Origin of the sequence: Cobetia sp. L2A1 (assembly GCF_009796845.1) — a bacterium.
Taxonomy (GTDB): domain Bacteria; phylum Pseudomonadota; class Gammaproteobacteria; order Pseudomonadales; family Halomonadaceae; genus Cobetia.
This window is the reverse complement of record NZ_CP047025.1, coordinates 3775859-3792721: the sequence shown is the minus strand read 5'-3', so window position 1 is coordinate 3792721 and position 16863 is coordinate 3775859. Positions and strand designations below refer to the sequence as shown.

General features: G+C 55.4%; 7 protein-coding genes and 3 rRNA genes. 8 read left to right on the top strand and 2 right to left on the bottom strand.

Annotated features, from left to right (window positions below; all coding sequences use genetic code 11):
- Window positions 1-38: 38 nt before the first annotated feature.
- From GQR90_RS16055 to rrf, 7 genes are all read left to right on the top strand, one after another.
- Window positions 39-809 (top strand): DsbC family protein, encoded by a 771-nt coding sequence (locus tag GQR90_RS16055; RefSeq protein ID WP_158774973.1) that lies wholly within the window; start codon window positions 39-41, stop codon window positions 807-809.
- Window positions 810-991: 182 nt separating this feature from the next.
- Complete coding sequence (locus tag GQR90_RS16050; protein WP_158774972.1) at window positions 992-2308, top strand: homoserine dehydrogenase; 1317 nt, start codon at window positions 992-994, stop codon at window positions 2306-2308.
- 104 nt (window positions 2309-2412) lie between these two features.
- Complete coding sequence (gene thrC, locus GQR90_RS16045) at window positions 2413-3804, top strand: threonine synthase (RefSeq protein ID WP_158774971.1); 1392 nt, start codon at window positions 2413-2415, stop codon at window positions 3802-3804.
- A 114-nt stretch (window positions 3805-3918) separates the two neighbouring features.
- Window positions 3919-5769 (top strand): single-stranded-DNA-specific exonuclease RecJ, encoded by a 1851-nt coding sequence (locus GQR90_RS16040; protein WP_158774970.1) that lies wholly within the window; start codon window positions 3919-3921, stop codon window positions 5767-5769.
- Between the two features lie 479 nt (window positions 5770-6248).
- Window positions 6249-7789 (top strand): 16S ribosomal RNA (locus GQR90_RS16035).
- 241 nt (window positions 7790-8030) lie between these two features.
- Window positions 8031-10919: ribosomal RNA gene (locus GQR90_RS16030) — 23S ribosomal RNA — on the top strand.
- 157 nt (window positions 10920-11076) lie between these two features.
- Window positions 11077-11192: ribosomal RNA gene (gene rrf / locus GQR90_RS16025) — 5S ribosomal RNA — on the top strand.
- The 16S, 23S and 5S rRNA genes sit together here, the layout of an rRNA operon.
- Window positions 11193-11868: 676 nt before the next feature.
- Here the strand turns inward: rrf and GQR90_RS16020 are convergent.
- Both GQR90_RS16020 and GQR90_RS16015 read right to left on the bottom strand, forming a co-directional pair.
- Window positions 11869-14658 (bottom strand): heavy metal translocating P-type ATPase, encoded by a 2790-nt coding sequence (locus GQR90_RS16020; protein ID WP_233266350.1) that lies wholly within the window; start codon window positions 14656-14658, stop codon window positions 11869-11871.
- Entirely contained in the window at window positions 14655-15110 is a 456-nt protein-coding gene (locus GQR90_RS16015; protein WP_158774969.1) for a MerR family DNA-binding protein, read from the bottom strand. Before GQR90_RS16015 ends, GQR90_RS16020 begins: the two co-directional genes overlap by 4 nt.
- Window positions 15111-15544: 434 nt before the next feature.
- Between GQR90_RS16015 and GQR90_RS16010 the strand changes: the two genes are divergently transcribed.
- Window positions 15545-16810, top strand: coding sequence for an OmpP1/FadL family transporter (locus GQR90_RS16010; RefSeq protein ID WP_158774968.1), 1266 nt, complete (start codon window positions 15545-15547; stop codon window positions 16808-16810).
- The last annotated feature ends 53 nt before the right edge of the window (window positions 16811-16863 follow it).

Here is a 16863-nt window from a genome sequence, read left to right as displayed (position 1 = left end):
GGGCTATGACCTCGCCCGCGGACGTCAAGGAGAGATCAATGAGCAAACTTCCCCCCCGGACACAGCGTCTGACGTACGCTCTCCGCCTGCTTGGTGCCGGCGCGTTACTGACACTTCTGGCACCGCTGGCGCAGGCTGATGCACTGGATGACCTGCGTGGCAAGTTGGTCGTCAATGGCAAACCGCTGCCGATCGAGACATTGGCCTCCAGTCCGATAAAGGGACTTTATGAGGTACGTCTGACGAGTGGTGAGAGTTTCTATACCGACATTGATGGTCAGCATCTGATTGTTGGCGAAATGTATCGCAATGATGCGGAGAAGGGGCTGGTCAATCTCAGTGAGCAGAAGGCCAATGGTGAGCGCCGCAAGTTGCTGGCTGATGTCAGCGAAGATGACATGGTCATCTTCCGGCCTGCTGGTGAGGTCAAGGCAGTTATCAGCGTGTTTACCGATACCACCTGCCCCTATTGCCGCAAGCTGCACAAGGAAGTGCCTGAGCTGAACGCACGCGGCATCGAAGTGCGCTATCTGGCTTTCCCGCGCGGGGGCATGCGCTCTCAGGGGGCCCGTGAGTTGGCTCAGGTGTGGTGCGCCGAGAATCCTACTGAAGCCATGAATCGCATCAAGAATGAAGGTGAGGTGCCCAAGCAGGCCGCTAGTTGTGATGCTCCGGTCGCTAGCCAGTTTGAGCTCGGTACGCGCATGGGGGTTCAGGGCACGCCGGCGATCGTGATGCCAGATGGCCAGATGGTGCCGGGCTACCTTCCGGTTGACCGCCTTGCCACGATGCTGGGTGTTGATAGCTGAGTGGAAGGCAAGTAATACATCGATCACGCGTTGACAGGCCGTCCTGCCTTGCTACCGTGGTCACGGCAGACTGCAGCAGGTTCATGCTGTCTGGATAAGAGACCGACGACAGGTCGGCAAGGCGACAGCGCAACAGGCGCGGCCATCAACGCTGGATACAGTAACAAGAGAGGAAAGCGACGTTGAAACCGGTGAAAGTAGGAATCTGTGGTCTGGGTACCGTAGGTGGCGGCACGTTCAACGTGTTGACCCGTAATGCCGATGAAATTGCGCGTCGTGCCGGGCGCCCTATTATTATCGAACAGATCGGTGCACGACGTGATAATCCCGACTGCGATCTCACTGGTGTCAGCCGTACTCATGACATCTTCGAGGTGGCGCGCAATCCCGAGATTGATGTGCTGGTCGAGTTGATTGGCGGCTATGACGTCGCGTATGAGCTGGTGATGGAAGCCATTGCCAATGGCAAGCATGTCGTCACTGCCAACAAGGCATTGATTGCCGTACACGGTAACGAGATCTTCCGTGCTGCTGCTGAAAAGGGCGTCATGGTCGCTTTCGAAGCCGCTGTTGCCGGTGGCATTCCGGTCATCAAGTCATTGCGCGAAGGCCTGGGTGCCAATCGCATCCAGTGGCTGGCTGGAATCATCAATGGCACAGGCAACTTTATTCTCAGTGCGATGCGTGACGAAGGCCGCAGTTTCAATGACGTGTTGGCTGAAGCGCAGGCGCTAGGGTATGCCGAGGCTGATCCGACCTTCGATATCGAAGGTATCGATGCCGCGCATAAGCTGACCATCCTGGCCTCTATTGCCTTTGGTGTACCGCTGCAGTTCGACAAGGCCTACACCGAAGGCATTTCGCGCATTACTGCCGAGGACATCGAACAGGCTGATAACCTTGGCTACGTCATCAAGCATCTGGGCATCACGCGTGCGACTGGCAAGGGGCTCGAATTGCGCGTGCATCCGACGCTGATCCCCAAGGAGCGCCTACTGGCCAATGTGCATGGCGTCAAGAATGCCATTGAAGTGATGGGTGATGCGGTCGGCCCTACTCTTTACTACGGAGCGGGTGCTGGTGCTGAGCCGACGGCCTCAGCTGTCGTGGCTGACCTCCTCGACGTGGCGCGGGACATTGCGACTGACCATCGCTATCGCGTGCCGTATCTGGCCTTCTCTGAGGTCAATCAGCACGGTGATACGTTGCCGATTCTGCCGATGGAAGATATCGAAACTGCCTGCTATTTGCGGTTACAGGCAGTGGATCGCCCAGGCGTATTGGCGCGTGTCGCAACAATACTTGCTGAGCAGGGCATTTCCATCGAGGCGATTATCCAGAAGGAAGCCACCGAAGGTGAGTTGGTGCCGATCATTCTGCTGACGCACCGTGCTCGTGAGCTGCATATGAACGAAGCGATTCGTCAGCTGGAAGCATTGGTCGATGTCGCTGGCTCCGTGGTGCGTATCCGCGTCGAAGATCTCGACGACAACGCCTAACGGCGTGCATTCGGGAGTGGCTTTTGGTCACTCCCGCTGGGCAGCCGGCGAGGGTCGGAAGGGCAAGAATCATTCAGGTGGCAAAGGCCACGGGAAGACACGACATGCGTTATATTTCTACGCGCGGCCTGGCGCCGGCGCTCGGGTTTGAAGATGTAGTCCTGACAGGGCTGGCCAGCGACGGTGGCTTGTATGTACCGGAAACTTTGCCGCAGTTCAGTGCTGATGAGCTCAGTGCGATGGCTGGTGAGTCTTATGCGGAAATTGCCTTCCGTGTCATGAAGCCGTTTGTCGACGGCGCCATCGATGACGAGACATTTCGCGGTATCGTGCGCGAGACTTACGCCACGTTCAGTCATGATGCGGTAGTGCCGCTCAATCAGCTCGACAGCAATCATTATCTGTTGGAGCTGTTTCACGGGCCGACGCTGGCCTTCAAGGATGTCGCGCTGCAGTTGCTGGGCCGTTTGCTCGAGCATTTCCTCTCCAAGCGTGGCGAACGTGCCATCATCATGGGAGCGACGTCGGGTGATACCGGTTCTGCTGCCATTGAGGGGTGTCGTGCCTGCGACCACGTGGATATCTTCATTTTGCATCCGCATAACCGGGTGTCTGAAGTGCAGCGTCGCCAGATGACTTCAGTGCTGGCACCGAATGTCTTCAATATTGCCATCGAAGGCAATTTTGATGATGCTCAGGCAATGGTCAAGGCCAGCTTTGCTGATCAGGACTTCCTGAATGGTACGCGTCTGGTCGCGGTCAATTCGATCAACTGGGCGCGTATCATGGCCCAGACGGTTTATTACATAGCAGCGGGCGTCGCACTTGGTGCGCCGGCACGTCAGGTTAGCTTCACGGTCCCTTCGGCCAACTTCGGCAATATCTTTGCCGGGTATCTGGCCTCGCGCATGGGGTTGCCGGTCCGTCAGTTGGTGATCGCCACCAACGCCAACGATATCCTGCACCGTACGATCTCCTCCAATGACTTCTCGCGTCAGGAGCTGAAAGCGACGCTGGCACCGTCGATGGATATCGTGGTGTCCTCCAACTTCGAGCGGCTGTTGTTTGAAGCCTATGGACGTGATGGCAAGGCGATCCGCGAGCTTCTTGAGCACTTCTCGCGTGAACCGTCGGCATTGGCGGATGCACCGCTGGCCAAGCTGCGTGAGCTGTTCTCTAGTCATAGCGTCGACGACGAGACGATCCTTGAGGTCATTCGTGAGGCACATCAGCGTACCGGCGAGATTCTTGATCCGCATACGGCCACAGGCTATCGCGCGGCAGAAGCCTGCCGCACTGATACCGTGACACCGATGATTACGCTGGCGACCGCTCATCCCGCCAAGTTCGCTGAGGCTGTCGCGCGTGCAGGCTTTGCGGGTGTTGATCTGCCGCCGCACCTGAGTGATCTGCTTGAACGCGAAGAGCGTTACAGCGTGCTGCCAGCTGAATTGGCTGCCGTGCAGAAGTTCGTGCGTGAGAATCGCCGCGGGTGATCGCATCAGCTACCGGTCGGGCCTTTGGGGCTGATCGGTAGTCATTTTTTCATGGCCGTCATTTTTGCAGTCTTCTGCCGAAATGGCGGCCATGTCGTTTGTCAGGAGTCCTTCATGTCAGTCACTTCCACCTTGCCGGCCCCTTCATTCCAGAGCACTTTGGCGCGTCCGGATGAGCGTACGCTCGCGGTCAGCATTGCGCGCGTCATTCGTCCGCGTGCACGGGACGAGCGCCTCTATCAACAGGGCATCGCGACAGGTCTGAGTGAATTGCAGGCTCGTGTACTGGCCGGGCGACTGACATTGGAGAGTTGCAAGGCACCGCTGGAAGCACTGATCACGCCGGCACTCAAGCATATTGAGCATCCCGAGCGGCTGGCAGATGGTCGTCGCGCCGCCGAGCGTATTGCTCGCGCGGTCAGTGACGGTGAGCACATTGGCATTCTGACGGACTATGACGTAGATGGCATCACTTCCCATGTAGTGATGCTGCGTACACTCACCGAGCTGTTTGGCGTGCCGAATGATCACGTGCATAGCTTGATAGGTCATCGTATACACGATGGCTATGGGATCAGTCTGTCGCTGGTTGAGCGAATCATGACGTTGTCGCCGCGACCCTCATTGATCGTTACTGCTGATTGCGGCTCCAGTGATGAGGCGCGTCTGGCGCTGCTCAAAGAGGCCGGGATAGAGGTGGTAGTGACAGACCATCACGCACTACCGCTTGAAGGGCCGCCAGCCTCGGCCTATGCCACTGTCAATCCGACACGTGCTGATTGTGACTATCCGGATGCCACTATTGCAGGTTGTATGGTGGCCTGGCTAACCATGTCGCTGACCCGCAACGTGTTGATCGAGCAGGGCAGGTTGCCTGGCGATGCGCCCAAGCTCTCGCCGTGGCTGTCATATGTGGCACTGGGTACCGTGGCGGACTGTGTGTCGCTGGGGGGCAGTGCAATCAATCGTGCAGTGGTCAATCTCGGCCTGACGCTGATCAATCGCATGCAGGAGCCCTGCTGGCGTGCGATGGCTGAGCGCCTTGGTGCTGATAGTGTACCTTTCAATGCCGAGACGCTGGCCTTTCAGATGGGGCCACGCATCAATGCACGCTCTCGCCTTGATGATCCTTATGCTGCGCTGCACTTCATGCTGGCGCGTGAAGATACGGTGGCAAACAAGGCTTTGGATGTGCTCGATCAGGACAATCAGTCACGTAAGACGATAGAAGCTGACATGGTGGAGTCGGCGCGTTCGCTCGCCATGGAGTCGCTGCGGGCAGGGCATAAAATCATCGTCATCTACCTTGAAGATGGTCATCCGGGAGTGCAGGGGATTGTAGCTTCTCGCCTGGTTCAGAAATTTGGTCGTCCTGCTGTCGTGCTTACCCCAGCGGCGGCGCCAGGTATGCTGACAGGCTCGGGTCGTTCTATTGAAGGGCTGCATCTGCGTAATGCCTTGCAGCGGGCTCATGATTTAGCCCCGCACTGTTTGCCGCGTTTCGGTGGTCACAGTGGGGCCGCCGGCGTTGGGCTGCCAATGGAAGAGAAAGATGCCTTTGTTCAAGCCATTCAACAGGCCGCTGACGAGCAGCTAGGTGATCAGTCGCTCAATCCATTGATACTGAGTGATGGAGAGTTGGCAGAAGGGCAGCTGAGTCTGACGACTCTCGACGAGATCGAGCGGCTCGCACCTTTCGGGCGTGAGTTTGAAGCGCCTCTCTTCGAGGGGCGCTTCATGATAGAAAGCTTGCGGCCCGTAGGTGCTGGCGGTAGCCACCTCTCTTTGGAGCTGTCGTTGGGGCGAGTGCGCATAAAAGCCATCTGGTTCAGAGCATTAACGCCTGGCGAAGCTCCCGTCTTTGGCCTGGGAGATCTTCTGCACTGCGCTTATAAGTTGTCTCGCAACCGTTGGCGAGGCCGAGAAACACTCCAGTTGATGCTGGAATATGCCCTGCCGGCGTGACGTGTGCGATAAAGATGACATTTCGACCCAAAAGCCCTTGCGCTGAACCAGTTCGGTGCGTAAAGTACGCATCCGCTGCCGGTGACGCAGGGCGTTACCAGCGGTGAAAGAGGTGTGCAGGTGATTGTTTCGATTGATGTTTTTCAAATCTCTCCGAAACACTCCACTTGACAATCCCGGCAGATTCGCTAGAATACGCCGCACACCTTACGGAACACGTGAACGGGCATCGCCCCTCACTACTTGATGATGCTTAGAGGCAGTCGACTGACTCATCACCAAGTGCTTGACTTCTCAAGCGTTCCTGGTAGAATATGCCTCCTCGCTTAACAGCGACGCTCTTTAAAAATTTGATCAGGTAATTCGTGTGAGCGCTTGCCGATGAGTGGTGACAAGGTCACCAAATATCGGAGCAAGCCTCTCACGAGAAGTTTGACTCTGAACCAAGTTTGGTCTGCTTAACAGACTATCAAGCTTATCAACTGAAGAGTTTGATCATGGCTCAGATTGAACGCTGGCGGCAGGCTTAACACATGCAAGTCGAGCGGAAACGATTCTAGCTTGCTAGAAGGCGTCGAGCGGCGGACGGGTGAGTAATGCATGGGAATCTGCCCGATAGTGGGGGACAACCTGGGGAAACTCAGGCTAATACCGCATACGTCCTACGGGAGAAAGCAGGGGATCTTCGGACCTTGCGCTATCGGATGAGCCCATGTCGGATTAGCTAGTTGGTGAGGTAATGGCTCACCAAGGCGACGATCCGTAGCTGGTCTGAGAGGATGATCAGCCACACTGGGACTGAGACACGGCCCAGACTCCTACGGGAGGCAGCAGTGGGGAATATTGGACAATGGGCGAAAGCCTGATCCAGCCATGCCGCGTGTGTGAAGAAGGCCTTCGGGTTGTAAAGCACTTTCAGCGAGGAAGAAAGCCTTTGGACTAATACTCTAGAGGAAGGACATCACTCGCAGAAGAAGCACCGGCTAACTCCGTGCCAGCAGCCGCGGTAATACGGAGGGTGCAAGCGTTAATCGGAATTACTGGGCGTAAAGCGCGCGTAGGTGGCTAAGTCAGCCAGGTGTGAAAGCCCCGGGCTCAACCTGGGAACGGCATCTGGAACTGCTTGGCTAGAGTACAGTAGAGGAAGGTAGAATTCCCGGTGTAGCGGTGAAATGCGTAGAGATCGGGAGGAATACCAGTGGCGAAGGCGGCCTTCTGGACTGATACTGACACTGAGGTGCGAAAGCGTGGGTAGCAAACAGGATTAGATACCCTGGTAGTCCACGCCGTAAACGATGTCAACTAGCCGTTGGGTCCCTTGAGGACTTAGTGGCGCAGCTAACGCAATAAGTTGACCGCCTGGGGAGTACGGCCGCAAGGTTAAAACTCAAATGAATTGACGGGGGCCCGCACAAGCGGTGGAGCATGTGGTTTAATTCGATGCAACGCGAAGAACCTTACCTACCCTTGACATCCAGAGGACTTTCCAGAGATGGATTGGTGCCTTCGGGAACTCTGAGACAGGTGCTGCATGGCTGTCGTCAGCTCGTGTTGTGAAATGTTGGGTTAAGTCCCGTAACGAGCGCAACCCCTATCCTTATTTGCCAGCGAGTAATGTCGGGAACTCTAAGGAGACTGCCGGTGACAAACCGGAGGAAGGTGGGGACGACGTCAAGTCATCATGGCCCTTACGGGTAGGGCTACACACGTGCTACAATGGCAAGTACAAAGGGTTGCAATACGGCGACGTGGAGCCAATCCCATAAAGCTTGCCTCAGTCCGGATTGGAGTCTGCAACTCGACTCCATGAAGTCGGAATCGCTAGTAATCGTGGATCAGAATGCCACGGTGAATACGTTCCCGGGCCTTGTACACACCGCCCGTCACACCATGGGAGTGGACTGCACCAGAAGTGGTTAGCCTAACCTTCGGGAGGGCGATCACCACGGTGTGGTTCATGACTGGGGTGAAGTCGTAACAAGGTAGCCGTAGGGGAACCTGCGGCTGGATCACCTCCTTATCGACACTGTTTATCGCTCGCGGCAAGTGCTCACAACGAATTACCTGATCTTATTGCTGGCTTAGCCGGCAGTGGCAAGCGCGCTCCTACGAGTGCGCTTCTCACTGTTCACTGAACAGCCGCTCTTTAACAATGTGAATCATGCTGACGATGGATATGTGCGCCAAGCATATGTCCATCAAACGATATGTCGGAGTTGTCCGACAATTCGTAATCCTTGACAGACCCCTTGGGGTTATATGGTCAAGCGATTAAGCGCATACGGTGGATGCCTTGGCAGCCAGAGGCGATGAAGGACGTGATAGCCTGCGATAAGCGTTGGCGAGGTGGCAAATACCCTGCGACCCAACGATTTCCGAATGGGGAAACCCACTCACCATCAGGTGAGTATCTATAGGCCAATACATAACCTATAGAGGCAAACCCGGGGAACTGAAACATCTAAGTACCCGGAGGAAAAGAAATCAACCGAGATTCCCCAAGTAGCGGCGAGCGAACGGGGACCAGCCCTTAAGCGATACAACTGACAGACGAACAGGCTGGGAAGCCTGACGATACAGGGTGATAGTCCCGTAGTCGAAGTCTGAGTATCGTGAAATCGAGTAGGTCGGGGCACGAGAAACCTTGACTGAACATGGGGGGACCATCCTCCAAGGCTAAATACTCCTGGCTGACCGATAGTGAACCAGTACCGTGAGGGAAAGGCGAAAAGAACCCCGGCGAGGGGAGTGAAATAGATCCTGAAACCGTATGCGTACAAGCAGTGGGAGCAGACTTGTTCTGTGACCGCGTACCTTTTGTATAATGGGTCAGCGACTTATATTCTGTGGCGAGCTTAACCGATTAGGGGAGGCGTAGCGAAAGCGAGTCTTAACTGGGCGACCAGTCGCAGGGTATAGACCCGAAACCGGGCGATCTATCCATGGCCAGGGTGAAGATTGAGTAACATCAATTGGAGGCCCGAACCCAAGTATGTTGAAAAATGCTGGGATGAGCTGTGGATCGGAGTGAAAGGCTAATCAAGCCCGGAGATAGCTGGTTCTCCTCGAAAGCTATTTAGGTAGCGCCTCACATATCATCATCGGGGGTAGAGCACTGTTTCGGCTAGGGGGTCATCCCGACTTACCAACCCGACGCAAACTCCGAATACCGATGAATGCAGTGTGGGAGACACACAGCGGGTGCTAACGTCCGTTGTGAAAAGGGAAACAACCCAGACCGTCAGCTAAGGTCCCAAAATCCTGATTAAGTGGGAAACGATGTGGGAAGGCTCAGACAGCTAGGAGGTTGGCTTAGAAGCAGCCATCCTTTAAAGAAAGCGTAATAGCTCACTAGTCGAGTCGGCCTGCGCGGAAGATATAACGGGGCTAAATCAGGTACCGAAGCTACGGGTTCATCCTTATGGATGAGCGGTAGAGGAGCGTCGTGTAAGCCAATGAAGGTGGATTGAGAAGTCTGCTGGAGGTATCACGAGTGCGAATGCTGACATGAGTAACGATAAGGGGAGTGAAAAACTCCCCCGCCGGAAGACCAAGGTTTTCTGTTCTACGTTAATCGGAGCAGAGTGAGTCGGCCCCTAAGGCGAGGCGGAAACGCGTAGTCGATGGGAAACGGGTTAATATTCCCGTACCGGATATGGTTGCGATGGGGGGACGAAGAAGGCTAGGTGAGCCAGGCGTTGGTTGTCCTGGTGAAAGCATGTAGGCCGAGGAATCAGGCAAATCCGGTTCCTCTGAGGTCGAGATGCGAGACGAACTGACTACGGTCAGGAAGTTGCCGATGCCACGCTTCCAGGAAAAGCCTCTAAGCTTCAGATCATATGCGACCGTACCCCAAACCGACACAGGTGGTCAGGTAGAGAATACCAAGGCGCTTGAGAGAACTCGGGTGAAGGAACTAGGCAAAATGGCACCGTAACTTCGGGAGAAGGTGCACCGGTTTGAGTGAAGGACTTGCTCCGTAAGCTCTTACCGGTCGAAGATACCAGGTGGCTGCAACTGTTTATTAAAAACACAGCACTCTGCAAACGCGCAAGCGGACGTATAGGGTGTGACGCCTGCCCGGTGCCGGAAGGTTAATTGATGGGGTTAGGATTCGTCCGAAGCTCTTGATCGAAGCCCCGGTAAACGGCGGCCGTAACTATAACGGTCCTAAGGTAGCGAAATTCCTTGTCGGGTAAGTTCCGACCTGCACGAATGGCGTAATGATGGCCACGCTGTCTCCACCCGAGACTCAGTGAAATTGAAATCGCAGTGAAGATGCTGTGTACCCGCGGCTAGACGGAAAGACCCCGTGAACCTTTACTATAGCTTTACACTGGATGCTGATGTTGTCTGTGTAGGATAGCTGGGAGGCTTGGAAACCTGGGCGCTAGCTCAGGTGGAGCCAACCTTGAAATACCAGCCTGACATCATTGGCGTTCTAACTCAGGTCCATTATCTGGATCGAGGACAGTGTATGGTGGGTAGTTTGACTGGGGCGGTCTCCTCCTAAAGAGTAACGGAGGAGCACGAAGGTACCCTCAGCACGGTTGGAAATCGTGCATTGAGTGCAAGAGCATAAGGGTGCTTGACTGCGAGACAGACACGTCGAGCAGGTACGAAAGTAGGTTCTAGTGATCCGGTGGTTCTGTATGGAAGGGCCATCGCTCAACGGATAAAAGGTACTCCGGGGATAACAGGCTGATACCGCCCAAGAGTTCACATCGACGGCGGTGTTTGGCACCTCGATGTCGGCTCATCACATCCTGGGGCTGAAGTCGGTCCCAAGGGTATGGCTGTTCGCCATTTAAAGTGGTACGCGAGCTGGGTTTAGAACGTCGTGAGACAGTTCGGTCCCTATCTGCCGTGGGCGTCGGAAGTTTGAGAAGAGCTGCTCCTAGTACGAGAGGACCGGAGTGGACGAACCTCTGGTGTTCGGGTTGTCACGCCAGTGGCATTGCCCGGTAGCTACGTTCGGACGGGATAACCGCTGAAAGCATCTAAGCGGGAAGCCCCCTTCAAGATGAGACTTCCCTGAGGCCTTGCGCCTCCTGAAGGGCCCTTGAAGACTACAAGGTTGATAGGCTGGGTGTGGAAGCACAGCAATGTGTTGAGCTAACCAGTACTAATTGCCCGTGAGGCTTGACCATATAACACCCAAGGGGTTTGCTTCGGCGAACCGCCGGGATTACGACACACGACAGTGTGCGTCAGACAGCTCCGACATAGCGTTCAGCATGATTCATATTGCGAGTCACGAGGCCCGAAAGCCTTGAGACTCAGGTACCGCAAGGTACCACCGTTTCGCCTGACGACCATAGCGAGCGTGAACCACCCGATCCCATGCCGAACTCGGAAGTGAAACCGCTTAGCGCCGATGGTAGTGTGGAGTTTCTCCATGTGAGAGTAGGTCATCGTCAGGCACTTATACTGAACCGCCCCTGTAGCCTTGCTACAGGGGCGGTTCTCTTTGTGCACAGAAAAATGCCCAGAAAATATCTGAAGCAATAACTCTCAAACGCCCCTGTCGCCACCGCGACAGGGGCGTTGTGCGTTTATAGAGAGTAGGGCCTCGGTACAGTGCTTGAGATGGCTGAATTTCGGGCTTGGCATGAGTCACTGGAGGAAATGACGTACTCTTCGTGCAATGACACCTCGATGACAGGGCAGGCGATGGACGAGTTAATGGTGATAGGGGATTGTGTATCACTCTCTTCAGCGAAATGAATCCATTGGTTGATGCGGGTTATTGATTGGGATAGATCAAGTGAAAGCATAGGAGTCATGTCGCTGGATAGTTTCTCCATCAAGTGCGATCAAGTAGGGAGGGTAACGAAGTAGGGCGAGGAAATTGAGTATTGATTCCATAAATACGTAAAGGGTAGCAGTACATACTTCTGAACTTATATAGAGGTTAAGCGAAAGAACATGGGTGCGGAGTGGATGCAAAAAAGTCCCGCTACGCAGAGGGCGTAGCAGGACTTTATAGAGAGTTATTGCCGTCAGTGAATGATGATCAGGCTCAGGATTTGGCGAGCCAGAACCACCAGACGATAGCAGCGATCAGCCCCAGACCGGCTAGATTAACGACTATGCACATCATGCTGTGTCTCCATGTGAGATGTTGCGTGAGGAGTGAGTGCCGCCCGGAGGCGTAAAGCTGCGTAGGCGATTGGCATTGGTCACCACGGTGACGGATGACAATGACATGGCTAGTCCGGCAATGACGGGCGAAAGCAAGATGCCGGTGAAGGGGTAGAGGATACCGGCAGCGATGGGAATCCCAATCAGGTTATAGCCGAAGGCACCGACCAGGTTCTGTTTGATGTTGCGTAGCGTAGCCTGGCTGATCGCAATAGCATCGGCAATCCCACCCAGTGATGGCTGCATCAGTGTTATGCCGGCCGTTTCAATGGCGACATCTGTCCCTTCTCCCATGGCGAAGCCTACATCTGCTAGCGCTAAAGCCGGAGCATCATTGATGCCATCCCCGACCATACCGACCACATGGCCCTCTTCCTGGAGGCGTGCTATCTCGTCGTGCTTGTCGTCAGGTGAGACTCCTGCGCGATAATCATCAATACCGGTTTCGCGAGCTACCGCCGCGGCCGTGTGTTCATTATCACCGGTTAGCATTATCACCTTCAGACCGATGGCATGTAGGCGAGCAACTGCCTCGCGGCTATCTTCGCGTAGCGGATCCGCCAGGCCGAAAGCCGCAATCAATGTTTCATCGCGCGCCATCAGTATCAGCGTGCGGGCGTTGTCCTCTAGCTCAGAGATGATATCAGCCAGTGGTGCAAGGCTAATGCCGGCCTCTTCCAGCATCGCGGCATTACCCATCCGCCAGAGGTGTCCTTTATCATCTTGAGCGCTGATACCGCGCCCGCTCAGCGTGTGATAGTCACTGAAAGCTGAAGCGCGTGATGCTTCCGGACGCTTGGATTCAATATGCGTTAGCAGTGCTGCCGCCAATGGATGCTCAGAGCCACGTTCCAGCGCATGCGCAGCGTCTAGCACGCTGTTTTCATCTTCTCCTGTCACAATATGCGTCTCTGTGACTTCTGGTTTGCCGCGGGTCAGAGTGCCTGTTTTATCCACGACAAGTGCTGTGAGGCGACTAGCTGTTTGCAATGCTTCGCCGCTGCGAACCAGTACGCCGTATTCTGCTGCCTTGCCGACACCGATCATGGTCGAGATGGGCGTGGCCAATCCCAAAGCGCAGGGGCAAGCAATTACCAGCACGGCCGTTGCGACGACCAGCATATGAACGCCCGTCGGAGCAGGCCCGAAGTTGAACCAGATCAGGGCGGCAACAATCGCGATGATCATCACGCTGGGAACGAAGACGCCAGAAATGGTATCGGCTAGCCGTCCTATAGGAGGCCGTGAGTTCTGTGCCTGGCGCACCTGGCTAATGATGCGGCCAAGGCGTGTATCGCTACCGATACGATTGACTTCGAATACCAAACTGCCGCGTGTGTTGAGTGTGCCTGCGGCAACTTCATCACCGGCGCCACGCGCGACAGGCAAAGGCTCGCCTGTGAGCATCGATTCGTCGATATGACTCTTGCCCTCGGTCACACGACCATCGACAGGGATGCGCTCGCCTGGGCGTATGCGGACCTTGTCGCCACTGCGTACGTCATCAACATCGATTTCGCGTTCTTCGCCATCACGTATCACTCGTGCGGTACGTGCCTGAAGGTCCAATAACGAGCGTAGTGCCTGCTGAGTACGGCCGCGTGCACGGACTTCCAGCGCCTGACCCAAGCTTATCAAGCCGATAATCATGGTAGAGGCTTCAAAATATAGTCCGCGTGCAGCTTCAGGAATGCTTTCAGGGAATGACAACACGCCCATCGAGTACAGCCATGCTGCACCGGTACCCAGTGCCACCAGGGTATCCATGTTGGCCTGATGATGAGTGAACGCCTTCCAGGCGCTGGTGAAGAAGCTACGGCCTGCCGTCGCGAGTACTGCGAATACTGCCACCCCGATCGCTAGCCATACACCCCGTTCGGCGCCTTCAAAGCCCGGATGATGAAAGAACATGCTGATCATCAGCGGAATACCGATACCCAGTGACAGTATGCTGTCGCGAATCCGCGTACGGTATTCGTGCTGAGCATCCTGTTGCTGCTGCTGATCACTAGCCTGGGGGTCTGCAATCGGGCTGGCGCCATAGCCGACGCCTTCTATCACTGCAATGATGTCTTTGTCATCGAGCCGGCTATTCACCTGAGCGGTGCGCGAGGCGAAATTGACCTCTGCGCTTTCTACTCCTTCGAGTCCATCCAGCGCTTTTTGAATGGTCGCTACACAGCTGGCGCACGTGATACCCGTTAGCGAGAACTCCTTGTTCCCCGTGAGGGGGCTGACCATCGACGTCGGAGTGTCATCGACAGTCGTTGACGTAGTGGTAGCTACAGTCTCGACAGCAGCATCAGGGTTTTCAACGGCTTCCAGCGAGTAATCGTTATCAAGCACTATGCGGTCGAGCAGTGCTCGCGGCACGGTACTGTCTACCTGCAATGTATTATCGGCAGGGACACCACTGACTTCAGCAGCTTGGTCCCAGTGCTGGATCGCCGTACGTAGCTTGGAAACGCATTTCTGGCAGTGCATGCCATACACCTGCAGGGACAGTGTATCGCTGCTGGTCAGTGCTTCAATTTCGAGCGGATAACCACTGTCTTCTGCGACATGCTGCAGCGCTTGCTCATCGAGTTGACTGCGGATCAGCAATAGTTGGTCATCCGGCGCGCCGATCATCTCAGCCTTCGGGTCTCGGGCCAGCAGTGCGCGACGAATACCGCTCACGCATGCTTGGCAGCTCAAGCCTTGTGTACGCAGAAGTCGTGTATTGGGAAGTGTTGCCTGATTCATGATGTCCTCCCGTGAAGATGTTCGGTAGGAGAGGTCTTGGTGATGGCCTCTCGTGGTAGCCCTTCGATCAAGCAGCAGACACTGTTTCCATCTGGTACACCGTTCGGCATTTCCTGCCAGCTATCGAGGGCAGACTCCATGCGTCCGGCCAGAGCTTCTAGCTCACGGATACGCTCACGGACCTTGGGTAGGTGTTGTTGGAGCAGATCACGCACCAGCGGACAGGGAGAGTCCTGGTGATCTGCTTGCTCCAGAATCTGGCGTATATCGGCAAGGCTGAAGCCTAGCAGGCGTGCCTGACTGATGAATTTGATCCGCGTCAGTGCTTGCTGATCAAAGCGCTGATAATTGTTACCAGGATCGCGTTGCGCGGTAATCAAACCTTGTCGTGTGTAATGTCGAACCGTTTCGGCAGTGACGCCACCGGCTCGGGCTAGCTCAGCGACTTTCATTGCGCAATCTCCTCTAGGTTCTTGATGCAGGAAGCGGGTTTGGCAAAGCTGCCAGTGACGCTGCCAGCGGGATATCTGCCATGTCGATCATCAGTGTAAGACCTATGTGCAACACATAGGTCAAGGGATGAGTTATATGAAATAAATCTGATATTCGACCAATAGGCTAGAGAGAGGCTGATGTGTCGGTGGGTGTTTTAAACGCTGCAATTAAACGTGCAAATAGACCGCAGGACATAGGCTTAGCGACCTGACGCATTTGCAAGTGTGACTGAAAGTTCCCTGCATACTAGAAATCTCCATATTCAAACAATCGTTCGCCCTTGACTTGGGCGCGCGACTCGCCCACAACGTATGTGACAGGGCTACGCATCAGCGAACGATAACAACAACATGCAGCTCTCCAAGCCATCTGCAATGGGACGCCACCAATAATGAAAAAGAACATTAACAAACTCACCCTCGGAGTTGCGCTGGCAGCTGCAGCCACTGCTTATGCTGGTGGCGTCCAGGCGGGTGCCTTCCAGCTCAATGAGCAGAGCATCAGTGGTCAGGGGACATCTTTCGCCGGGCGTGCCTCCAACGCCAGCGATGCCTCGACCGTTTACGGCAACCCTGCCGGCATGTCGTTTCTCGATCGTGCCCAGATAACTGCGGGCGCGACCTATCTCGATGTCAGCAATGACATTGATGTAAAAGAGGCCACTGATGCGCTGGGGCGTGATGTTTCAGGAAGTTCCGGTGATGACATGGTGCCCGGGTCCACCGTACCGTCCTTTTACTATGTGCAGCCGGTCAGCGACCGGGTCACCCTGGGTTTCGGTGTCTACGCCCCCTATGGGGTCATCACCGACTATGATTCCGACTTCCAGGGCCGCTATCACGGCAGCTACAGTGAAGTGAAAGTCGTCACGGCCCAGCCGACGATTTCCTACCGCATCAATGAAAAGTGGGCAATAGGCGCCGGTGTCACCTATAACCGCATAGAGGGCGAGCTGACGTCCAATACGACCGGGATCACCTCGGATGGTGAGGTCTCGATCGAAGGGGATGATGAAGCCTGGGGCTACAACGTCGGTGTCATCTTCAAACCGGTCCCGAGTACCACGCTGGGCCTGGCTTACCACTCCAAGGTTGATTACAGCCTGGAAGGCAGTGCAGATGTCTCTGATCTTCTGACCCAGTTCGGTACCTTCTCCGACTCCGGGGATGCCTCGCTGGATGTCACCTTGCCCGAGAGCATCGATTTCGGCATCACCCATCAGATTGATGACCGCTGGACGGTGATGGCCGGTGCGACCTGGGTGCGCTGGAGTCGTTTCGATGCCATCGAGGTGGAAACCGACACTATTGTTGGCACGATCGTCGAAGAACAGAACTACAAGGACAGCTGGCAGTACGCGGTTGGCCTGAGCTATCAGCTCAACCCGCAATGGTTGCTGCGTACCGGTCTGGCCTACGACAACAGCCCGACGGTGGATACCGATCGTAGTGTTCGTATTCCCACCGGGGATCGCACGATCTTCTCTGTGGGTGCAGGCTGGACCCCGATTCCCGATCTGACCATCGACATGGCCTATACCTACCTGTGGGAAGATGCCGTCACTGTCAGCCTTACGGACGATTCTTCCGGCACCTTCGAGGCCGAGTACGAGAACGAGGCTCATGGCTTCGGTCTTGGTGCGACATACCGCTTCTGATCACATCATGCTCTTGTCGCTCTGATGACGATTTCAGAGTGGTCAATACGGCA